The organism is Staphylococcus saprophyticus subsp. saprophyticus ATCC 15305 = NCTC 7292 (assembly GCF_000010125.1).
GTDB classification, from domain to species: Bacteria; Bacillota; Bacilli; order Staphylococcales; family Staphylococcaceae; genus Staphylococcus; species Staphylococcus saprophyticus.
On record NC_007350.1, the window covers coordinates 400457 to 423739 of the forward strand.

Genomic DNA, 23283 nt, shown 5'->3' on the forward strand with positions numbered 1-23283 from the left:
TAAAGGAATGATTTTAGTGGAAGAGGTCGTTCTAGGTATCGATTTAGGTACAAGTGCAGTTAAAACAATCGCAGTTAATAGAGATGGGCAAGTAGTTGGTCAAATGAGTGAACCATTGACATTAATTCAAACTGAACCTGGTTATAATGAACAAGATCCAGATTCGTGGGTTGAAGCGGTTATGAAAAGCATTAAAGAACTGCTTAAGTTAGATGAGTTGAAAAATAAAAAAATATCTGGCGCATCGTTCTCCGGACAGATGCATGGATTAGTAGCACTGAATCACCAAGGCGAACCAATTAGAAATGCAATCTTATGGAATGACACAAGAACGACACAACAATGCCAATCAATCAAAAATCAGTTTGGAGAAACATTGCTGAAAAATCCAATACTAGAAGGATTTACTTTACCTAAATTATTGTGGCTACAAGAGAATGAACCAACACATTGGCAAGCATTAGATGTGTTTTTACTACCTAAAGATTATGTTAGATACAAAATGACTGGTGATATTTCAATGGAATATAGTGATGCTGCAGGTACGTTATTATTGAATACAGATACAAAGCAATGGGATACACGAGTAGGTGAACAATTAGCAATAGGTGATATATATCCTAAGTTAATTAATTCGCATGATTTTGTTGGTAATTTAACAGAAGATGTAAAAGCAGCATTAGGGCTTGATAATGATGTCGCTGTATTTGCTGGCGGAGCTGATAACGCTTGTGGCGCCTTAGGAGCAGGGGTTATAAATGAAGCACAGGCTTTATGCAGTATAGGAACGTCTGGTGTTGTATTAACTTGCTCACAAGAAAATGAAAAATCATTAGGAAACAATATACATTATTTTAATCATGCATTGCCTCAAATGACATATACAATGGGGGTGACTTTGAGTGCAGGAGATAGCTTGAATTGGTTAAAACGTACAATGTTTGATGATGAATCCTTTGATGATATTGTGCAACAGGCTGCCGAATCTCAAATTGGTGCCAATGGTTTACTATTTGCCCCATATTTACAAGGTGAACGTACACCTCATGGTGATGCATATATAAGAGGCAGCTTTATTGGTTTAAGTAGTAATACAGTTAAGGCTGATTTTGCACGAGCAACAATTGAAGGGATCACATACTCGCTTTATGAATCGTATCGATACATGATGCAAGCGAACAGTAACAGTAATCGTGTTATTTCGATTGGTGGAGGATCTAAAAGTAATTTTTGGTTACAGCTTCAAGCTGACGTCTTTAACGCAGAGGTCACACCTTTGAAATATGAAGAGGGACCAGGTATGGGTGCAGCAATGCTGGCAGCTTATGGATTGGGTTGGTTTAAATCTATGGAAGACTGTGTAGATGCTTTTATTGAATATGATAAAACGTATTATCCAAACCTGGAAAACCATAAAAAATATGAACAGTATTATAACGTTTATAGACAAATTTATGAACAAACACAGACATTAACGCAACAATTATTAACTATTAAATAATATAGGAGGAGTACAATTATGGAAAAAAATATACCAGAAACAATGAATATCTCATTATTAAATAAGCCATTTGATATGGAAATGAAAGAAGTTAAAGTGCCGAAGATAGGCGCAACAGATGTCTTGGTAAAAGTGATGGCTGTAGGGGTATGTGGCTCAGACGTACATTATTATGAGCACGGACGTGTAGGTGAATTTGTAGTTGAAAAACCTCTCATTCTAGGACATGAGTGTTCAGGTGTAGTGACCGATGTAGGTAGTAATGTAACAAGATTTAAAGTCGGGGATAGAGTAGCGATTGAACCTGGTGTGCCTTGTGGTGAATGCGAGTATTGTAAATCAGGAAAATACAATCTATGTCCGGATGTAGAATTTCTTGCAACACCGCCAGTTGACGGTGCATTTAGTCAATATATCAGCCATCCTGAGGGCTTTTTATTCCATATACCAGAAGCATTATCATACGAAGAGGCAACCCTTAATGAACCATTTTCTGTAGGTGTGCAAGCTTGTAAAAGAGCCAATGTTCAACCAGGCTCAACAGTGGTTATTATGGGAATGGGACCAGTAGGGCTCATGGCAGTTGTGGCAGCCAAGGCATTTGGTGCTACAAAAATTATTGTATCTGATCTTGAAAAAATACGTCTAGACGAAGCATTAAAATTAGGTGCAACACATGCAATTAATATTAAAGAAGAAGGTGTGGCTACACGAATTAATGAAATTACAAAAGGTAAAGGTGTTAATTATGCATTTGAGACAGCGGGTAACCCAATTGCTCTACAAAATGCTTTAGCTGCTTTAAACAATGGTGGTACATTAGCTATTGTTGGTTTACCTCAACAAGAAAATATTGAGTTAAACATTCCTTTTATAGCAAATCATGAAATCAATATTGTAGGTATTTTTAGATACGCAAATACGTATGATATGGGTCTAGAAATGTTGGCGTCCACATCAGCAGATTTAAACACGATGTTCACGGATGCTTATGATTTAAATGAGGCAAAAGAAGCGATGGAACAGGCGAGAACGAATAAGAGTGGATCATTAAAAGTAATGGTTTATCCTAATGGTAAACCTGAATAAATTGATTATAAATAGAAGAACTAAAGTCACAGCCTGAATGTGACTTTAGTTCTCTTTTTAATGCACACACAATTAAGCGCACATTTTAAGAATGTAGTTTTATATCATAGATTAAAATGGGTGCATAAAGTTTAATTCTGGGAATGGAATATAACTATGATAATTAACGGCACATCACAAGCCTCGATATAAACACACACATTCTATATGAATATTATATAACTTATAATGTATCTTTACAATATTAAATCAAAAACATTTTAAAGATAAAACGATTTTAATTGCGATAAATACTAATTACTGCTATAAAGTATTCATGATGACGTCGCATTATCATTAAGTGCACGTTTATTTGCTTTATATATATAAAGCGATTGATTTATATATGAAGATTAGAGAAGAAATGATTAAAAATAAAGTGAATAATCCATTGAATACTGAATTACTAAAAATATTAACAAAAGTAATCTGACTCAGGGCCATTAGAAAAACAGAACCGGTTGTTTAAATTTCAAGTAAGTCGAATGAAAATAGTAGGATTGCAATGATTATTAAATAACCCAGTGCTATGAAGAACAAGTTTAATAAATCTACCAGAAAAAGTTTTTTCATATCAACCAGCCTCCTTTTTACTATGCTATAACCGTTTTAAGATTATATAATCTGCATAGGTGCAATTTTAAAAATTCTTAATATTTAGCATGTTAACTATAATTAAAGTGTTTATATGAATCGAATGATTGAAGACATTAAAAAATTTAATTAATTAGGTTTAGTAAGCTATATATAGAATTTGAGTAAAAACGGTTTTGATTGATTAAATTGGTGATAAATAGTAAGTAAGGTTGATTTTTGGATGAAGGGGAGGTTAATGATGTATAAAGCGATTATTTTTGATGTGTATGGCACTATTTTTGATATATCTTCACTTGAAAAGCATATGGACCAATTTGATGAAGCGCAAGCATCTTCTATCTCACAATTATGGAGAAAAACACAATTACAACATATGTTTTTAAAACAAATTATGCAACGTTATATCACTTTTGATGATTTAACTAAAGATGCTTTGCGATATACGTTAGATGAACACAAAGTACAATATAATAGAGAAGATATTAATCAATTGTTTGATGCTTTTTTAGATCTAGACTATTTTAAAGAAATACCAAGAGTATTTTCGGATTTAAAAGCTAAAAATATAGATATAGGTGTGCTATCGAATGGTAATGATAGCATGTTAATGCCTTTAGTTGATAATTCGAAAATCAGTGAATATATTGACACTGTCATGAGTGTGGACGAAATTAAACAGTATAAACCAAGTCCTGCGAGCTATGCTTTAATATTAAATTATTATCATTTGACTAGAGAAGAGATTTTATTTGTTTCCTCAAATTCATGGGATATTACAGGTGCTGCAAACTTTGGTTTTGATACCGTTTGGATAAATCGTGACAAAGTACAATTCGATTATAATGGCCAATCTCCTACGATGACTGTGAGCAATCTTAATGAGTTAGTTAAATGGTTAGAAATGAATAAATAATAAAATAACATTGTGAAGTTTAGTGAAAATTTTGGATTACTTTATGTTGATAGTTGTTATAAGTGAATTTAATATTGACTGAAGAAGAAATAAACTCTATACCCATTGCCAAATAGAAAAAGAGCTTGAGCCACTTATTTGTGTCCCAAGCTCTTTTAGTACATCTTGTATTAAAAACAATATATTAGATTATTTAAAGTCATTCAAATATTGTGGAAGCATTTGTGTGTAAAGATCAATGAATGTTAAGTACGTATCTTTATATACATATTCGTCAACTTGATGCGCTTGTCCTGTTTCACCTGGACCATACATAACAAATGAGAAATCTTCACCTTTATCTTTCATTAAATAAGACGCATCAGTAGTTGCTGTAGAAGACGTAACATCTAAATCTCTGTTGAAATATTCATCGCCTAAAGATTTTGCTAATTTTAAGAATTCATTGTCACCAGTCGTATATACTGGATCACGATTAACATAAGGATTAACAGTAATATCGGCGTTATCTTCTTTTTCTTTTATACTGTTGAATAAGCTTTCGAATTTTTTATTATCATATGCAGGAATGGTACGCATATTAAATAATGATTCTGCGTATTCAGGAATGGAATTCACTTGATCGCCACCATTGATAATCGTTGAATTCATTGTAGGTGTACCTAAAAGTTTACTACGAACATCTACTTTATTATATTCAACATTTAAATAGTGAATAAAATCAACGAGTGGATTAATAGCATTAAATCCAAGTTCTGGCATTGAACTATGTGCGGATTTACCTTTTGAAATCACTTGGATATCCATCGTACCTTTGTGAGTATAAACAATACCATCTTGTGAAGGCTCAGCAATTAATAATGCTTCAACGTCATCCATATAACCTTTTTCATGCAATAAAGCAGCTCCATTACTCGTTACTTCTTCACCAGCAGTTGCCATAAAGCGAATGGTACCTTGATTTAATGTACCTGCTTTTTTAATTTCTATTAAACTAATAGCGAGTGCTGCCAACCCTGATTTCATATCAGCAGAACCATGGCCGTGTAATCTACCCTGATCATCTTCTGTTAATTTAAATGGATCATAGTTCCATTGCTCTGTATCACCTGTTGTAACGACATCCATATGTCCTGAAACTCCAACCACAGGTTTGCCACTTCCAATTTCAGCCACCAAGTTTGCACGTGAAGATTCATCTTCTAATATTTCGGAATTAATATCATATTATTTAAATAGTTTTTGTAAATAATGTGCAACATCTAACTCTTTTTCATTTACGGATTGAATTTCAATGATGTCTGATAATATTTTCACGCGTTCTTCATTAGATAATACTGACATGTAAACACTCTTTCAATTGATATATATACAGTACTATATACCACTAACATGCATTTTTAAAACGCATAGGAGAAGTGAGTTGATGTCGTAATGACGTGTTTTATTTGCTTAAGTCAAGTTGATAAAATGCAAGATCTAACCATTTATCGAACTTATAACCAACATTTTGTATCGTACCTGAGTGTTGGAAATCGAATTTTTTATGCAAATAAATACTATTGTCGTTTGTAGCATCAATACCTGCAACGAGTGTCTTATAACCTTCAACCTGAGCATGATTTATAAGTTGTTTGAGTAGTTGTGAAGCGATGCCTTTACCTCTATGATGTTCATTTACGTATATAGAATGTTCAATTGAGTATTGGTATGCAGGCCAATCACGGAAAGACCCATAAGTAGCAAATGCAACAGCTTCACCTTGTTCTTCGAAAACAAAAATAGGTTCATTATTTTGAGATTTATTTTCAAACCAAATTTCACGTGATGCTAAGGTCTGTGGCTTATACGAGTATACTGCAGTTGTATTTAAAATTGCATCATTATATATATCTAAAATATTTGGCAAATCACTTTTAGTAGCATGTCTTATCATTATATGACCATCCTTTGTTTTTACTATGTTTCAAATTAAATAATAAAATCATTAAATACCTCAGTGCAAAATTTAGCAAATGTATGTTATAAAAGTTAACATTTAGTAGCATTATACTTCTTTTGGTATAGTTAGATTAAGGTACATCATACATTATAAGTTGTGCTATACTTATTTATAATATTTGAAGAAAAGATGATTTGGAAAAGGAGTTACACGTGTATGAAAAAATGGGGGAATCGACTCATTACCTTAATTGGTGTGCTATTCATATTAGCAGCGATTTATTTATTCGCTAAACCGCATATTGACCAGTATTTACATGAAAAAGAAAGCGAAGAAAAAATAGAAACGTATGATAAAGATGCTGCAAATAAAAAAGAAAACAAACAGGAAATTCCAAAAGATAAATCTGAAATGGTGGGATACTTAACAGTCCCAGATGCAGAAATAAAGACGCCTGTTTATCCAGGACCGGCAACGCCTGAGCTGTTAGATAGAGGTGTTAGCTTTGCAGAAGCGGATGAGTCGCTAGATGATCAGAATATTGCCATTGCTGGTCATACTAATATCGGATCGTCTGATTATCAATTTTCTAATTTAAAAGAAGCGAAAAAAGGCAGTGAAGTGCGCTTTAAAGTAGGCAATAAGAACAATGTCTATAAAATCACAAAAATATTTGATGTCAAACCTGAAGATGTGCAAGTTTTAGATGAACACAAGTCTAGTAAAAAACAATTAACGTTAATTACTTGTGACAACTATAATGAACAAACAAATACTTGGGAAGATCGTAAAATATTTATAGCTGAAGCGGTATAAGTTTAAATAAAAGACCTTATCATAGAAATGATGACACGATACAGATCATTCTTAAGATAAGGTTTTTTTTATTGTATTATTTATCAAAAGCATTGATAAAACGTTTTGTGATTTCTTTCGGTCTTGTTATCGCGCCACCTACAACAGTACAATGAACACCTAAATCTGTTACATCTTTAAACATTTCAGGTGTAATTACATTACCCTCAGCAATGACTTTAGCATTTACATGAGCCAAGACATCTTTTAAAAACTGATAGTTGTTTTCATATAAAATATGACCTTTTGTATATGACGTATACCCACGTAACGTAGTGCCGACATAGTCGAAACCAAGTTCATCTGCATTTTTAGCTTCTTCAAGTGTAGAAATATCCGCCATAATTTCAACGTTTGGTGCTTTATTTCTTATATAGGATACAAGCTCTGATAATGATTCTTTAGGACGAGTTTGTTTGGTTGCATCTAATGCGATGACTTCGCAGTTACTTTCAATTAATTCATCGATCTCTTTACTTGTAGCCGTGATGAAAACGTCAGAATGCGCATAATCACGTTTTACTATTCCAATTACTGGTAAGTCGACTTCTTTTTTGATTTCAATAATGTCTGCTTTAGAATTCGCTCTGATACCAACGGCGCCACCTTCATATGCTGCTAAGGCCATTTTAGACATAATAAAAGATGAATGTAATGGTTCATCTGGTAATGCTTGGCACGATACGATTAATCCCTGTGGTAACATAATTGCACTCTCCATAACTTTAGTAGATTTAATTGAATATTTATATTGTATTAGATTTGTATTTTCAATATAACACTAAGAAAATATTAATCAATGCATTTCGTTGTTATGAAAAACATTTTCATTTATAATATAATGAAATCAAAATTTGGAAGCAGGGGATTATATGAAATTTGAGAATCGCATTCAACGCTATCATCATTTATTTACAAAAACAGACAAACAAATTGTTGAATATATTCAAAGTAATCATTTTGATGATTCATTTTCAACAATCAATTCATTGGCGCATGCGATTGGAACATCGCCAGCAACGATTACGCGCTTTAGTAATAAATTAGACTATGATAATTTCCAAGATTTAAAATTTAATTTACAGCAAGAAATGACGGATAAAGTGATAGAAAATAGTCCGTTGATTCAGCGTATTCATAAATATCATCAAGATATTATCCAACAAACTGGTGAATTTATATCTGATGAAAAAATTCAAAGTTTTGTAAATCAAATCATGAGAAGTAGACAAATTATTTATGCGGGTTTAGGTAGTTCTGGTTTATCTGCGACAGAGTTTTATTACAGAATGATGCGCATGGGATTAAAAGGTAGTGTATCGACAGATGCGCATCAAATGAAAATATTTGGATCATTATTAACAACTTCTGATACATTTCTTGCCATTTCAAATAGTGGGGAAACTGCTGAGTTAATTGCAGCAGCTGAAGTGGCACACGCGCGTGGGGCCTATGTGGTTGCTATAACAAATTACGAAGGTAGTACATTGACGGAATGTGCAGACTTGGTATTAATTACTACGGATCAATCAAGAATCAATGATTCAAGATTTATCAATACACAAATAGCGACACTTTTTTTAATAGATATTGTAAGTTATTTACTGTTAGATGACGATTATATGCATAATGTCTATCAACATACGAAAAAGACTGTGCTGAATGAATAGCATTTTATATGTAGGATGTTGTTACTTAAAAGCGCACTTTATCAAACCATATTTGGTTTTGATAAAGTGCGTTTTTTTTAATTATTAAAATTGTGAAACTGCACCAAATAGTGAAGCATGATTCTTAGTGTGTGTCGTTTTAATTTCGGCATGACCATATTCAGGTGGAAGGAAATTCTGAATTTTAGGAACGATATATTTAAGTAAAGTTTGATCTTGAGCAGAAATCCCTCCACCAATCAGAATTAAACCAGGATCATATATGATTTGTATTTGTGCTAGGCCTTCTGCAACATTAAAGCTCCATTCATTTAGAATATCTAAGGCGAGTTCATTGTCTTGATCCGCCAATTTAAATAGCATTGGCACATCATCGCTATAAGGAAATGATTTGGATTTCATTAAAGATTTAAGTGCTGTTGTAGAAGCGCGTTGTTCAAATGTTAATTGATCTTCAGAGCGATATAATAGGTAGCCAATCTCATTCGCACGATGACGTGTGCCATTGTATAAACCTAACGTTTGATTATAAAAAGCACCACCAATACCAGTTCCCAAAGTAAGACAAAAAATGTTATCTACATCATATTGATGAAAATAAAGTTCTCCTAATAAAGCCGCATTAACATCATTGTAAATTTTGACATCCGCATTGAGTGATGCTAACAGTTTGGGGAAATTTGTACCTCTAAAATTCGGAATGGTAGGGCCAGTATAATCAATCACACCATTGGTTTCATCTATTACACCAGCGCTGGAAATGCCTACATGCAGTGGTGAAAGTTTATAGGTCATTTGAAAATGTTTAACAATGTCATAAACTTTGTCAACGATGTATTCATTTATATTATTCGGTGTGGGTATTTTTTGATAATCTACAAAATTTAAGCCGTTATCTAAAACAGCAGCTTTGATATCAGTGCCTCCGATATCAATTGCGACTTTATAATCCGTCATTTATATTGCCTCCTGTAATGTATTCAAATATATATGTATCATTTTTAAATTTAAAAGTGTAGCTATAATAACTTTGAAAAATATTTTCATTGAATTTTAGTATAAATGATGAATTTTTTCAAAATACTATTGATACACTTTATGGTAGCGTTTACAATTTGAACTGTAAATAGTATTAAACAAACATTTTTCAACTTGGATAAAGAAACACAGGATTTTTAACAGAAAAATACTCATAAAAACAAACGGAGGTTTATTTCATAGAAGATAAATTTAAAGGATTATATGCAGCATTATTAGTACCATTTGATGAAAATGGACAAGTGAAAGAAGAAGGGTTAGCACAAATTGCCAAAAATGCGATTGAGACAGAAAAATTAGATGGCTTATATGTAAATGGTAGTTCAGGTGAGAATTTCTTGCTCAGTAAAGAACAAAAGAAACAAGTCTTCAAAGTCGCAAAAGAAGCGGTCAATGACGATGTGAAAATGATTGCGCAAGTTGGCTCATTAGACTTAAATGAAGCGATTGAACTTGGTAAGTATGCTACAGAACTTGGGTATGATGCGATATCTGCAGTCACACCATTCTATTATCCATTTTCATTTGAAGAAATTAAAGACTATTATTTTGAACTTATTGAAGCTACACAAAATAACTTAATTATTTATGCAATTCCAGATTTAACGGGTGTAAATATTTCGATTGAACAATTTGGTGAACTTTTCAACCATGAAAAAATCATTGGTGTGAAGTATACAGCGCCAAACTTCTTCTTATTAGAAAGAATTCGTAAAGCTTTTCCAGATAAATTAATCTTATCAGGATTTGATGAAATGTTAGTTCAAGCAGCAGTATCTGGCGTAGATGGTGCAATTGGTTCAACCTATAATGTCAATGGTGTGCGTGCAAGACAAATATTTGAAAAAGCGCAAAATGGCAATATTGCGGAAGCTTATGAAATTCAACACGAAACCAATAATATTATCGAAAATGTATTATCTATGGGGATTTATTCTACGTTAAAAGAGATTTTAGCATCACGTGGTATTGACGGCAGCGTACCTAAACGTCCATTTAAACCATTTAACGAAGCAAACAGAAGTAAATTAGACAAACTGATTAAAGACTATAATTTATAAGACATCGCGTAAGGGGATGAAGTAAATGCAACAAGTAGGTTTTGGGACGTGGAACTGGGTAGCTGTAATAGTTTATCTCGTATTAATGTTATTGGTGGGTGCGTATTTTACAAAACGAGCAAGTCAAAACACAGATAGTTTCTTTACAGCTAGTGGCCGTTTGCCTTCGTGGGCAGTTGGGTTCTCTATCTATGCAACGACATTAAGTGCGATTACATTTATGTCGACACCAGAAAAAGCATTTTTAACAGATTGGTCTTACATAGCTGGCAATATCGCTATTGTAGCTATTATTCCATTGTTAATTTATTTTTATGTACCATTCTTTAAAAAATTAAAGGTGACATCAGCTTATGAATATTTAGAAGCACGATTTAGGCCGAGTGTCCGTGTGATTGGGTCGTTGCTATTTGTATTGTTCCATTTAGGAAGGGTAGCTATTGTGATTTATTTACCGACGCTAGCGATTACTGCGGTTTCTGATTTAAATCCTTATGTCGTAGCGAGTCTAGTAGGGATATTGTGTATTCTTTATACATTCCTTGGTGGTTTTGAAGGTGTGGTATGGAGTGACTTCATTCAAGGGATCATCCTATTAGGTGGTGCTGCAGCAATCATTATCTTGGGTATTATACATATCAAAGGTGGTATGGGAACTGTAGTGACGGACGCGCTAGATCATAAAAAATTAATCAGTGCAGATAATTGGAAGTTTAATACTGCCGCGGCAGCAATTCCTATTATTTTCTTAGGGAATATATTTAATAATTTGCATCAATATACTGCAAGTCAAGATGTTGTACAACGTTATCAAGCATCTGAATCCATGTCTGAAACGAAAAAATCATTATGGATGAATGGTGTTTTGGCATTGATTTCAGCCCCATTATTTTATGGTATGGGGACAATGCTTTATTCCTTCTACACACATGAAAGTGCTTTGCCAGAAGGTTTTAATACATCATCGATTGTACCTTATTTAATACTGACAGAAATGCCACCATTTATTGCCGGATTACTTATTGCAACAATATTTGCAGCTGCACAATCTACAATTTCATCAAGCTTAAATTCAATTTCAGCTTGTTTATCTGTCGATATCAAACATAGAATTTTCGGTAAAGGTAAAGAGAAAGACGAAGTTACTTTTGCTAGATGGATGATTATACTTTCTGGTTTATTTGGATTTGGTATGTCTATCTACTTAATTGCTTCAGATTCTAATGACTTATGGGATTTATTCCTATTAATTACGGGCCTTGTAGGTGTGCCATTGGCGGGTGTATTTGCTGTAGGTATCTTTACGAAACGAACAAATACCCTAGGCGTTATATGCGGTTTGGCGTTAGGTATTATCTTCGCTTATATCTTCAATGGTATTGGCGGTGGCAATTCGCCATTCTTTGTATCCATTATTTCATTCCTAGTTGCATTTATCTTCTCTTATCTAATCCGTATTGTAATACCTGATAAGAAAAAAGATATTGTTGGCTTAACTATTTTTGATATTAAAGAAAAATCAAATTACGTTTCTAAAATACATGTGAAGAAATAGATAAGTAAAGCTTATCAGTGTAGTACACACTGGTAAGCTTTTTATTAATTTCAAAAATATTAATGTATTTTTGTTAACAGCTTAGACAGAATGGAAGTTGGTGTTTCTTAAGGGATTTTAAGCAATTAAATGTTTTTAGGCAAACAATCAATGCTATAGAAAATGCTAAATATGACCCTTCATTGTCATTAGCATTTAAACTCGCGAAATTATTTGATGTGACAGTAGATGAACTTTTTTTTGAAATAAATATGAAAAATTAAATAATTTTAAAAAGATTTAGTTAAATTAGGCAAAAAATTTTTCAATTTGAGTCATATGCGATTAATATATACTTATTAAATTTAAAAAAGTGAGGTACTGACCAAATGTCTACATTAGTCATTATTGCACATCCAGATATTAGCAATTCAACTGTGAATAAGCATTGGAGAGATGCACTTTCTAAGATAGGTGAGTCTGTCACAGTACATGAAATCTATCCAGAATATCCACATGGCAAAATTGATATCGAAAAAGAACAAAAACTGATAGAAGCGCATGATCATATTATTTTTCAATATCCATTATATTGGTATAGTTCTCCACCATTAATGAAACAGTACTTAGATGAAGTCTTTACACATGGTTGGGCATATGGTTCTAAAGGAGACGCCTTAAAAGGAAAGAATATAGGATTAGCGATTTCTATTGGGTCAATAGCAGAAGCCTATACACCAGAAGGTAATGTGAAATTTACAATTGATGAATTAGTGAGTCCGATGATTGCAACGACACGATTTGTATCTGCAAACTATGTTGGTGCGCATAAGCTATACAGTGCATTTACTATTGCGCCTAGTCAATTAGAAGAGAATACGCAAGATTATTTGAACTTTATTCAATCATTAAACAAGTAATTAAAGATAATCTAAGACAAATTTTTTCGTTTATGGTTATATTTAACATGATTAAATTGAAGCGGTAAAGTATAGGTATTTATAATATGGGTTCATACCTACAGGGTGGAACAAGCGAAATCTTATTAAAAGGGATTGCTGTTTGACTCTGTTTTTTTATGAATTCAGCTATTATGTAAGGGATTTACTTTGAATCAAACTACAATGTCGATATAATAATAGATAAACATATAAATTTAAAGATTTGAGGGGACACTATGATAAAAGCAATTGCAGTTGATATGGATGGTACATTTTTAAATACGCAAAAAACATACGATGAAGAACGATTTGAACGTATATTTCAGCAATTAAAAACGCAGCAGATTAAGTTTATAGCTGCTAGTGGTAACCAATATGCGAAATTGAAATCAATTTTCGGAGAACGAGCGATGTACTTTGTGGCAGAAAATGGTGCGGTTATTTATGAAGGGGATAAATTATATGATTATCAAACATTCGATAGAGACTTTTATCAGCAAGTGGTAGATTATTTAAATATTGAAAGAGGTATCAATAACTTAATTGTATGCGGATTAAGTAGTGCCTATATTTTAAAGGAAAATCCTGAGTCGTTTAAAAAAGATGCACATTTTTATTATCGTCAATTAGAAGAAATTCATTCTTTACAACACTTACCCGAAGATGAGTATGTGAAGATAGCATTTAACATAAATCGTGAGACGCATCCTACACTTGATGAGGATCTTAAAGCGCGTTTTAATGGTAAGTTAGAATTTGTATCTAGTGGACATGATAGTATTGATATCATTATCCCTGGTGTAACAAAAGGGAACGCATTAAAACGTTTATTGAACACATGGCAACTCGACGCGTCAGAATTAATGGCATTTGGTGATGCAAATAATGATTTAGATATGTTGCTATTAGCCGAGCATAGTTATGTGATGGAGAATAGTGAAGATCATTCGTTGTTTGAAGCAGCAAAACATGTGGCACCCTCAAATGATAAGCAAGGTGTGTTAAGCGTGATTGAATCCGAAGTATTAAACAAACCGATTTGATTGTGTTATAAACATATTGTTTTAATACGAATTTCAAAATAGCTATACTACATATATAAATGATTAATTTGAAAGGTAGGTTTCAAAAAGTGATGACTCAAATGCAACAAACGATTTTAGATGCTTTTAATTTTAGACATGCAACAAAACGCTTTGATGCAAACAAAAAAATTTCAGAGAGTGATTTTAATACAATTTTAGAAACGGGGAGACTTTCACCCAGTTCATTAGGCTTAGAGCCTTGGAGATTTGTAGTTATTCAAAATCGTGAAATTAGAGATAAACTTAAAGCAATCAGTTGGGGTGCACAAGGGCAACTTGATACAGCAAGTCATTTTGTATTAATTTTAGCACGCAAAAATGTAACTTCACAATCAGATTACGTACAACATATGATAAGAAATGTAAAAAAATATAGTGAAGCGAGCATTCCAGCTACAGAAAAGAAATTTGATGATTTTCAAACTAACTTTCACATTAATGACAATGACCAATCTTTATTAGATTGGGCGAGAAAACAGACTTATATTGCACTGGGTAACATGATGACAAGTGCAGCATTATTAAATATCGATTCATGTCCAATAGAAGGCTTTGATTTAGATGCGGTCACACAATTTTTAACTGATGATGGCATTATAGACGAAGCGCATTTTGCGCCATCTGTTATGGTGGCTTTTGGTTATAGAGAAACGGAACCGAAAGATAAAGTACGCCAAACACAAGATGATATCGTAGAATGGTTAGAATAAATGAAGAAAAGCTTGGTGCAGTTGCACCAAGCTTTTTATATTATAAATCACGTGCATTCGATTGAATTAAAGCTTTATACCAGTCAAAAGAATCTTTTTTAATACGTTTTTTAGTACCTTGACCGTAATCATCTTGATCTACATAAATGAAGCCATAGCGTTTAGTTATTTCACTCGTTGACATTGATACTAAATCAATAGGCCCCCATGCAAGGTAACCCATTAAATCAACGCCATCTTCAACGGCTCTTTTTGCTTCAGCAATATGTTTTTGTAAATAATCAATGCGATAATTATCATGAATTTGGCCATCTTCAATAGTGTCTTTTGCACCTAACCCATTTTCAACAATGAATAACGGTTTATTATAACGGTCCCACAATTCATTTAAGACGACTCTGAGTCCAATTGAATCGATTTGCCAGCCCCAATCGGATGCTTCTAAGTAAGGATTTTTTATCTACACATGCATCGGATTTCACATGTTTTTGTTGCAATACTTGTAGCAATGATTCATCAGTCACTTCGTTTAGTGACTCATGGTTAATTAATCTTTGGCTGAAAAATTTGAGGTGAGTCATAAATCTGGAGTAGCTTAGGGCATCTTCATTAATGTGTAAATTAAAGTGATAGCGCACAATATCTAAAATACTTTTGGTAATCTTTGTGATTTCATATATATTTGCGATATTTTCATCCATACTTGCGTTGACAATATGCATAGCAATAAATCCAGCCTCATCTTTAGGTAACTGAATATCAAAGCGGCGGTTAATGGTCTCAACTGCGTTTATTGATAAATCATATTCTTTAGGATAGAGTCTGTTGATTTCGTATAATAATGGATTTTTAATAATGTGACCTTCTCTGGTTCTTTTAATAGCGTAATCTATGTGGTCCGTTAGTGATAGGTAAATAGATTCTACATAGGTTTTTCATAAAGCTGATTGGCTTTGATAATAATATCTTGAGTCGTTAATAAGACATTTTGATCGATTTCATTAAGTAACGTGAGCATACGTTCTTGTTCTTCGCTTGTGAGTCTAAAAACTTTATCAATTTTGTCTTTTTCTAGCTCTTGACCATTTTGTTTGCCAAAGGCAATCCCTTTTCCCATGACGATACGTTCTTCATTGTTAATCTTTGAAATAACCACATTGTTATTCAATATTTTAGTAATTTTCATAATAAATATAACATCCCTTATTTATTAACTTAGTAATAAAAATGATTATATATTTAATATAGGGTAGATGTTTATCATAAGTCAAAAAGAAACGCCGATATCGTTTCTGAAAACAATAAAAAGCAGTGCGCATTTAACTTGAATGAACACTGCTTTTGCAATCAATGTCATAACATCTTCCTAGCATCAATTAGTCTTTATCAGCAACGAGATGTGTATTGCTATGAACTAAAATTTCGAAACCTTCTGGTCCAATAAATTGTGTTTCTTGTGCATTTGGTTTATATATTTCTATATGTGTTAAGCCTAAACTTTGGCTATTGTTTTGGCGTAACATATTGGATTGCCAAGTATTAAAAGCAATGTGGTGGTGGTAATGATTAGTTGACATAAATACAGCCTGTGGTAAATCAGAAACGTGGTCTAAGCCGAGTTCGTCGAGATAATAATGACGGGATTGACCTATATCAGCAGCTTTTAAGTGTAGGTGACCAATTTTTGCATCATCTGGCATACCTTGCCATCCATTTTCACTTCTTTGTTCAACTAAGTCATTCGCATCGACTTCGAGCGTATCCATCTTCACTTTATTGTCATTCCAAATCCAACCTGCTTTAGGTCTATCATAATAAATTTCAATCCCATTACCTTCAGGGTCTGCAAAATAGAGCGCCTCACTGACAAGGTGATCGCCACCGCCAACTTGAACACCTGTACTTGCAGCATGATATAAGAAATTACCGAGATCTTGACGCGTCGGTAATAAGAGCGCCATGTGAAATAGTCCTGATTCTCTCATAGAGGGACGACGTCCGTTTTCTATTTCATTTAGTGTTAGCGTATGTCCATGTGCGCCGACATTAAAGGTAACGGCATGATTTGTTTCGTGTTTAATAGTTAACCCTAAAATTTGTGTGTAGAATTTAATCATATTTTTCAAATCTGAGACGTTTAATGTGATATTTGTTACTTGCGTTGCATTTTTATCGTGGAAAGTCATAATTTAGCTCCTTATTCATTGCATGTATTTATAATTATTACAAGTTGAATACTAGTATAAAAAATATACTAAGTCAATACACAAAGCTCGGAAAGTATAAAAAATATATTTGGTGGCATTAAAAGATTCATTTTTGTAAAATGGGTATAACGCAATGTATTAAATCCAAAAGAATAGGATGTTATAGATGACACACTATTATTTTAAAGAAAACTTTTTCAATGCTTCTAGCTCAGCGATAGAAATTTATAATGATAAAGAAGATGTAGTGTTTACCATCGAACTGTTTTATACGTCGGCTGTACAACAAACAATGGCATATTTAGGTAATAACAAGCAGAACTTTGAGATTACAGATGGCCAAGACACCTATCGTGTGTTGCAAGAGGGTGCGATAAGCGGTGCTATTAAAAAACCTTTTAAGACAGTCTGGACAGTTGAAAAGAATAATCAACCCATAGGCCTATTTCGTTCGAAAATGGGGCTCAAACCAACTATGTATTTTGAAGGGACTCAAGGAGATATAATAAAATTTCAGTCAGGATTTTTTTCGAGAAGTGTAAAGGTGACAGAGAGTAATCAAGAAATTATGCAAACAAAATCAGAGCGATTTAAATTTGCTTCCAGGCACGATGTGTATATAGAAACGGAAACATATCATCCGGCTATGTTAATACTATTGTTCCAAGTGTTTTATGAATTTCAGGAAAAACAACGTAAAAATGCAAACTAGGTTAACAATAGCATAATACCAGGCTAGAACTTGAGATATGGCAAATGTCTCAAGTTCATTTTTTAAATTCAATGGAAATCTGTGGATAGTTAGTGTGTAATATATCCATTCTATTTACAGATGTTAAGTTGTGGTAAAATATGAGACACGTATTGTATGGACTGATATAAAGCATGGATGTCCATAATAATTGATAGATTTGGTATTAAATCATGATTTTATGGAGGTGGCGTGATGAAAGTATTCTTGAAATTAGGTTGGTTTTTTAAACAACAAAAAACGAGTTATCTCATAGGCTTAGGCACCTTATTGTTAATCGCATTAATTGAAATTGTACCGCCTCAAATCATTGGTCGTACAATTGATGAGATGACTTCTAATAGATTAACGCCTCGATTATTAGCCATTTATTTATTCATACTTGTTATTACTGCAATATTAACTTACGTTCTTAGATATGTATGGAGATTATCTATATTTGGAACAAGTCAAAAATTAGGTAAGATATTAAGGACCTATCTATATAAAAAATATACAGAAATGAGTGCTATCTTTTTCCAAAATAGAAGAACAGGTGATCTGATGGCACATGCTACGAATGATATCAGAGCTGTTCAAAATGCTGCAGGTGCAGGTATTTTAATGATTGCAGATTCATTGATAACTGGTGGCACAGTCATCATCACGATGGCAACAACAGTCAGTTGGAAATTAACGTTGATTGCCATGATTCCACTTCCATTTATGGTATTGCTTACCAGCATTTATGGTTCGCTACTAAGTAAAGGATTTAAAAAAGCACAAGCTGCGTTTAGTAAACTAAATGATAAGACGCAAGAGAGTGTGGCAGGTATCAAAGTAACCAAAACGTTTGGCTATGAACCAAGTGATCAGGCGGATTTTAAGCATTTAAGTGATGATGTTGTTGCGAAAAATTTGAAAGTATCAAAAATAGATGCACTTTTTGATCCAACGATTACTTTAGTCATAGGTATGAGTTATTTCTTATCGATCGCATTCGGTGCGCAGATGGTTTTTCATAATGATATCAGCTTGGGGCAGTTAATCACATTTAATACATATCTTGGCATGCTGGTATGGCCTTTACTAGCGCTAGGCCTGTTTTTTAATATTGTCCAAAGAGCTAAAGCATCATATGAACGTATTGAGGAAATTGGCGAACTACCTAATGATATCGATACTTCATATGTCATTGATGAACGTCCTCAAGGGGATATAAGGTTTAATATAAATCAGTTTTATTTCCCGGGTAATGAGGATCAAGGTATTTATGATATTCATTTTACAATTAAAGAAGGTTCTACAGTTGGTATTGTTGGTCGTACAGGTTCAGGTAAGAGTGCATTAATTAGGTTATTATTACGAGAATTTGATACACAACACGCTCAAGATATTGAATTTGGTGGACATCCCATTCGTGATTACAATGTTGAGTCATTAAGAGCTCAATTTGGTTATGTGCCACAAGAACATTTTTTATTTTCAACAACCATACGTAATAATATTGCATTTAGTAATGAAACGATTGACGATGAGAAAATATTTGAAGCTAGCAAGCTTAGTCACATTCACGATGATATCATGCAATTTTCTAAAGATTACCAAACCGTAGTAGGAGAACGTGGTGTATCGTTATCAGGTGGTCAAAAGCAACGTGTTTCTATTGCACGTGCGCTACTCGTTAATCCAGAAATACTCATTTTAGATGATTCATTATCAGCAGTAGATGCACAAACAGAAGAAGCCATATTAGAAAATTTGGAACGTCTGAGAAGCGGTAAGACCAATATTATAACGGCACATAGAATGAGTGCTGTAAAACACGCCGATTTAATTATAGTAATGAATGAAGGCCGTATCATCGAGCGTGGTAATCACGCAACACTGATGAGTAAAAAAGGTTGGTATTACGATACTTACCAGGCTCAAGCATTACAAGAGCAACTGTCTCGCAACTTGGATAGTCTAACGAAAGGGGATGGTGAAAATGACTGAAAATGCTAATCTAACAGCAAAAGATCAAGGTAGCGCACTCATTAGGTTATTTAAATACACCTTACCCTATAAATGGATTATTGTTTTGGCATTTATTACGCTCATATTATCAACGATTGCTAGTATGATGACACCTTATATGGTGAAAATTTTCATCGATGATTATTTGACACCACGCCATTTTCCTAAAGAGACAATGGTATGGTTGATTGTTATTTTTATTAGCATACAGTTGATTGGCGCTATCACCCTTTACTTTAGCCAATATTTATTTCAATATTTAGCATTTAAAGTAATTCAACAATTAAGGATTGATGCATTTAATAAGCTGGGTAAATTAGGTATGAGATACTTTGATAAAGTACCTGGTGGTAGCATTGTTTCTCGACTTACAAATGATACAGAAACGATTGTTGATATGATTGTAGGTGTTTTTTCCACCTTTATAATGGCATTCTTTATGATGATTTCAAGTTACATCATGATGTTTGTGTTAGATGTCAAATTAGCTTTAATTGCGCTCATTTTTTTACCTATCATAATGATAATATTAGCAAGTTATAGAAAGTATTCTGCTTTTTTATTTTCAAAGTCAAGACAACGGTTATCTGATTTAAATTCGAAGTTAGCGGAATCTATAGAAGGCATGAAAATTATCCAAGCCTTTAATCAAGAACGCCGATTAAATAAAGAATTTAATAAGATTAATGATGAACATTATCAATATATGTTAAAAACTGTTAAATTAGATAGTCTTTTACTTCGCCCTGCAATCAGTTCTATTTCAATTTTTGCGGTTGTAATGATTCTTGGATACTTTGGAGTAATCAGCTTTACTACTGGCATCACTGCAGGTGTGGTGTTTGCTTTTGTACAATATATGGAACGTTTTTTTGAACCTATCAATCAAGTAAGTCAAAATTTAAATATACTGCAACAAGCGCTGGTTTCAGCAAGTAGAGTGTTTGCACTCATCAATGATGATACGTATGAACCACAACAAGAAGCAAACAATGACAATGCTATTGAGACCGGTGAAATCGAGTTCGACAATGTGAGCTTTAGTTATGACGGAGAAACAGACGTGTTAAAAAACATTAGTTTGACCGCGAAACCAGGAGAAATGATTGCGCTTGTCGGTCATACAGGTTCTGGTAAAAGTTCTATCATCAATCTCTTCATGCGTTTCTATGAATTCAATCGCGGTGATATTAAAATAGACGGCAATTCAATTAAAAAGATACCAAAAACAGAATTGAAAGAAAAAATTGGCTTGGTTTTACAAGATGCCTTTATGTTCTATGGCACGATAGCTTCAAATATTAAACTTTATCATCCTTCAATGACATTTGAACAAGTGAAAGCAGCAGCAGAGTTTGTTCATGCAAATCATTTTATTGAAAAACTGCCAAATCAATATCAACATAAAGTGATTGAGAAAGGTAGCGCATTTTCAAGTGGTGAAAGACAGTTGATTGCTTTTGCAAGAACGATTGCAACAAATCCTAAAATCCTAATTTTAGATGAAGCCACAGCGAATATAGATTCAGAAACAGAGGAACAAATCCAACAATCTTTGAATAAAATGAGAAAAGGCCGTACGACATTAGCGATTGCCCACCGATTATCTACAATTCAAGATGCTGATCAAATATTTGTATTAAATAAAGGGGAAATTGTTGAACGTGGTACGCATGCACAATTGATAGCACAAAAAGGTATTTATCATAATATGTATTTATTACAGAATGGATAAAACTGTTATCATAATTAATTTAAATATAAGTATAGGCATAGGATGACGAGTGTGAAACTCGATGTCCTATGCCTATATTAATAGGTCCAATGTTTGATTAACCGACATACACATCTTGATATTCATCATGTTTTTCAATAACGCTTTTAGCAAATGGACATGTAGCAGATACTTTTAAATTATTGTCACGTGCGTAATCAACAACAGCTTTAACTAACTGAGAACCAATACCTTGGCCACCCATTTCTTCTGGTACACCAGTGTGGTCAATATCGATTTGATTATCATTTTGTTGGTTAAAAGTAATTTGAGCTTGTGGATTATTTTCGTCATCACCAATGTAAAATTTGTTTGTACCTTGTTTAATTTCAGCCATAATATCGCTCCTTAATTTTTGTCTATAGTTATTAAATATCACATTTTAGCGACTATTAAACAATTTGTGATTGAATGAAATGAGAAGAAATGTAATAGATTGAGTTAAAAGCATTGAAATATTGCAAAAATAAGTTTATAGTTTTAACGAAATAATTTCGATTTGGAGGGGCGTTTTTTGAAGAAAAGTATAATAATCATGCTGACATGTGTAATGATGATTACATTAAGTGCGTGTGGTAACATCAATAAAAGTGAGAAAAAAGACGTCAGTACAAATAATAAACTTAAAATATATACAATAGCTTTTGCTTTTCAAAGTTTTACGGAGCAAATTGGTGGCAAATATGTAGATGTTGAATCAATTTATCCGCCTGGCGCAGATATGCATTCTTTTGAGCCAACACAAAAAGAAATGGTGAATATTGCTAAGAGCGATTTATTTATTTATTCTAATCAAGATATGGATCCTGTCGCTAAAAAAATTGCGGGCTCAATCAATAATGAGCATCTAAAATTACCTGTAGCAGCGAATTTAAAGCAAGCTGATTTATTATCAAATCATGAACATGAACATGACCATGAGCACGAAGGACACGAAGCGCATGAAGAACACGATGAACATGAAGGGCATGATCACGAAGAGGGTAGCAAAGATCCACATATTTGGCTAGACCCAGTTCTAAACAAAAAGATGGTGAAAGCGATTAAGGATGACTTAGTGAAAAAAGATTCACGCCATAAAGCATATTATGAAAAACGTTATAAACAACTTATTGCTGATTTGGATGATATTAATCATGAAATGAAAGATATTACTTCAAATCCTAAACGAGATACAGTAGTGATTTCGCATGATTCTATTGGTTATTTAGCCAATCGTTATGGATTTAAGCAAGAAGGTGTCAGTGGTATGAATAATGAAGAACCTAGTCAAAGGGATTTAATGGCTATTGTTAAGCGCATTGATGATACAAAACAACCGTATGTGCTTTATGAACAAAACATCTCTTCTAAAGTAACAGATGTTATTCAGAAAGAATCTAACACAACACCGCTTAGCTTTCACAATATGGCTACACTATCTAAAAAAGAAATGAATGATAAAGATATAACCTATCAATCACTTATGAAAGAAAATATTAAATCATTGGATAAAGCATTAAATCATTAATTAGAAAAAGGTGCGCATAACCATTTATGAACTGTCATAAATAAGCTATGTGCACCTTTTTTATTTTG

At 33.1% G+C, this 23283-nt stretch carries 21 protein-coding genes and 4 pseudogenes; 15 read left to right on the plus strand and 10 right to left on the minus strand.

All coding sequences use genetic code 11. The features are described 5' to 3' along the window. Positions 1-7 precede the first annotated feature (7 nt). The 3 genes from xylB (at position 8) to SSP_RS01795 (ending at position 4139) form a co-directional block, all read left to right on the plus strand. Positions 8-1501: a xylulokinase gene (xylB, locus tag SSP_RS01780; RefSeq protein ID WP_156676063.1), complete on the plus strand. Its 1494-nt coding sequence runs from the start codon at positions 8-10 to the stop codon at positions 1499-1501. A gap of 18 nt (positions 1502-1519) precedes the next feature. Continuing rightward, positions 1520-2590 carry an NAD(P)-dependent alcohol dehydrogenase gene (locus SSP_RS01785; protein ID WP_011302342.1) on the plus strand — a complete coding sequence of 357 codons (1071 nt, stop codon included), beginning with the start codon at positions 1520-1522 and terminating at the stop codon, positions 2588-2590. Positions 2591-3464: 874 nt separating this feature from the next. Beyond that, positions 3465-4139 carry a haloacid dehalogenase type II gene (locus tag SSP_RS01795; protein WP_011302343.1) on the plus strand — a complete coding sequence of 225 codons (675 nt, stop codon included), beginning with the start codon at positions 3465-3467 and terminating at the stop codon, positions 4137-4139. Positions 4140-4328: 189 nt separating this feature from the next. Here SSP_RS01795 and SSP_RS01800 read toward each other — a convergent pair. Next, positions 4329-5483 (minus strand): annotated as a pseudogene (locus tag SSP_RS01800) (ArgE/DapE family deacylase). 100 nt (positions 5484-5583) lie between these two features. After that, entirely contained in the window at positions 5584-6075 is a 492-nt protein-coding gene (locus tag SSP_RS01805; protein WP_011302346.1) for a GNAT family N-acetyltransferase, read from the minus strand. Between the two features lie 222 nt (positions 6076-6297). On the opposite strand from SSP_RS01805, the gene srtA reads away from it, so the two are divergent. Further along, the gene (gene srtA / locus SSP_RS01810; RefSeq protein WP_011302347.1) at positions 6298-6897 is read left to right on the plus strand and encodes a class A sortase SrtA; all 600 of its coding nucleotides are present in this window, start codon (positions 6298-6300) and stop codon (positions 6895-6897) included. 76 nt (positions 6898-6973) lie between these two features. On the opposite strand, the gene SSP_RS01815 is transcribed toward srtA, so the two are convergent. After that, on the minus strand, positions 6974-7642 hold the full coding sequence (locus tag SSP_RS01815) for an N-acetylmannosamine-6-phosphate 2-epimerase (RefSeq protein ID WP_011302348.1): 669 nt from the start codon (positions 7640-7642) through the stop codon (positions 6974-6976). Positions 7643-7808: 166 nt separating this feature from the next. Here SSP_RS01815 and SSP_RS01820 point away from each other — a divergent pair, with 166 nt between their 5' ends. Continuing rightward, positions 7809-8606 carry a MurR/RpiR family transcriptional regulator gene (locus SSP_RS01820; protein WP_011302349.1) on the plus strand — a complete coding sequence of 266 codons (798 nt, stop codon included), beginning with the start codon at positions 7809-7811 and terminating at the stop codon, positions 8604-8606. Between the two features lie 84 nt (positions 8607-8690). Here the strand turns inward: SSP_RS01820 and SSP_RS01825 are convergent, their stop codons facing one another. Next, complete coding sequence (locus SSP_RS01825) at positions 8691-9563, minus strand: ROK family protein (RefSeq protein ID WP_011302350.1); 873 nt, start codon at positions 9561-9563, stop codon at positions 8691-8693. 260 nt (positions 9564-9823) lie between these two features. Between SSP_RS01825 and SSP_RS01830 the strand changes: the two genes are divergently transcribed. The 6 genes and pseudogenes from SSP_RS01830 (at position 9824) to SSP_RS01850 (ending at position 14975) form a co-directional block, all read left to right on the plus strand. Further along, entirely contained in the window at positions 9824-10705 is an 882-nt protein-coding gene (locus SSP_RS01830) for an N-acetylneuraminate lyase (protein ID WP_041784759.1), read from the plus strand. A gap of 25 nt (positions 10706-10730) precedes the next feature. Further along, entirely contained in the window at positions 10731-12260 is a 1530-nt protein-coding gene (locus tag SSP_RS01835) for a sodium:solute symporter (protein ID WP_011302352.1), read from the plus strand. A 119-nt stretch (positions 12261-12379) separates the two neighbouring features. Continuing rightward, positions 12380-12523: pseudogene (locus tag SSP_RS12750) on the plus strand (helix-turn-helix transcriptional regulator); the annotation flags it as partial. A gap of 105 nt (positions 12524-12628) precedes the next feature. Then, the gene (locus SSP_RS01840) at positions 12629-13159 is read left to right on the plus strand and encodes an NAD(P)H-dependent oxidoreductase (protein WP_011302353.1); all 531 of its coding nucleotides are present in this window, start codon (positions 12629-12631) and stop codon (positions 13157-13159) included. Positions 13160-13416: 257 nt separating this feature from the next. Beyond that, positions 13417-14223: a Cof-type HAD-IIB family hydrolase gene (locus SSP_RS01845; RefSeq protein WP_002482337.1), complete on the plus strand. Its 807-nt coding sequence runs from the start codon at positions 13417-13419 to the stop codon at positions 14221-14223. Between the two features lie 92 nt (positions 14224-14315). Next, positions 14316-14975 (plus strand): NAD(P)H-dependent oxidoreductase, encoded by a 660-nt coding sequence (locus SSP_RS01850; protein ID WP_041784883.1) that lies wholly within the window; start codon positions 14316-14318, stop codon positions 14973-14975. A 40-nt stretch (positions 14976-15015) separates the two neighbouring features. Here SSP_RS01850 and SSP_RS01855 read toward each other — a convergent pair. The 5 genes and pseudogenes from SSP_RS01855 to SSP_RS01870 form a co-directional block, all read right to left on the minus strand. After that, positions 15016-15435: pseudogene (locus SSP_RS01855) on the minus strand (family 1 glycosylhydrolase); the annotation flags it as partial. After that, positions 15359-15697, minus strand: a complete 339-nt coding sequence (locus SSP_RS13125; protein ID WP_011302356.1) for a PRD domain-containing protein — start codon at positions 15695-15697, stop codon at positions 15359-15361. The pseudogene SSP_RS01855 and the gene SSP_RS13125, both read right to left, overlap by 77 nt. 42 nt (positions 15698-15739) lie before the next feature. Then, positions 15740-15892 (minus strand): annotated as a pseudogene (locus tag SSP_RS13350) (PRD domain-containing protein); the annotation flags it as partial. 5 nt (positions 15893-15897) lie between these two features. Next, positions 15898-16161, minus strand: coding sequence for a CAT RNA binding domain-containing protein (locus tag SSP_RS01865; protein WP_011302357.1), 264 nt, complete (start codon positions 16159-16161; stop codon positions 15898-15900). A gap of 190 nt (positions 16162-16351) precedes the next feature. After that, entirely contained in the window at positions 16352-17161 is an 810-nt protein-coding gene (locus SSP_RS01870; protein WP_011302358.1) for a VOC family protein, read from the minus strand. A gap of 187 nt (positions 17162-17348) precedes the next feature. On the opposite strand from SSP_RS01870, the gene SSP_RS01875 reads away from it, so the two are divergent. The 3 genes from SSP_RS01875 (at position 17349) to SSP_RS01885 (ending at position 21666) form a co-directional block, all read left to right on the plus strand. Further along, the gene (locus SSP_RS01875) at positions 17349-17894 is read left to right on the plus strand and encodes a tubby C-terminal domain-like protein (RefSeq protein ID WP_011302359.1); all 546 of its coding nucleotides are present in this window, start codon (positions 17349-17351) and stop codon (positions 17892-17894) included. A 234-nt stretch (positions 17895-18128) separates the two neighbouring features. Continuing rightward, positions 18129-19910, plus strand: a complete 1782-nt coding sequence (locus SSP_RS01880) for an ABC transporter ATP-binding protein (protein WP_011302360.1) — start codon at positions 18129-18131, stop codon at positions 19908-19910. Beyond that, positions 19903-21666, plus strand: coding sequence for an ABC transporter ATP-binding protein (locus tag SSP_RS01885; protein ID WP_011302361.1), 1764 nt, complete (start codon positions 19903-19905; stop codon positions 21664-21666). The genes SSP_RS01880 and SSP_RS01885 overlap by 8 nt, the downstream gene beginning before the upstream one ends. A 97-nt stretch (positions 21667-21763) precedes the next feature. On the opposite strand, the gene SSP_RS01890 is transcribed toward SSP_RS01885, so the two are convergent. Then, positions 21764-22045, minus strand: a complete 282-nt coding sequence (locus tag SSP_RS01890; protein ID WP_172439371.1) for a GNAT family N-acetyltransferase — start codon at positions 22043-22045, stop codon at positions 21764-21766. A gap of 174 nt (positions 22046-22219) precedes the next feature. On the opposite strand from SSP_RS01890, the gene SSP_RS01895 reads away from it, so the two are divergent. Beyond that, complete coding sequence (locus SSP_RS01895; protein WP_011302362.1) at positions 22220-23215, plus strand: metal ABC transporter solute-binding protein, Zn/Mn family; 996 nt, start codon at positions 22220-22222, stop codon at positions 23213-23215. Positions 23216-23283 lie beyond the last annotated feature (68 nt).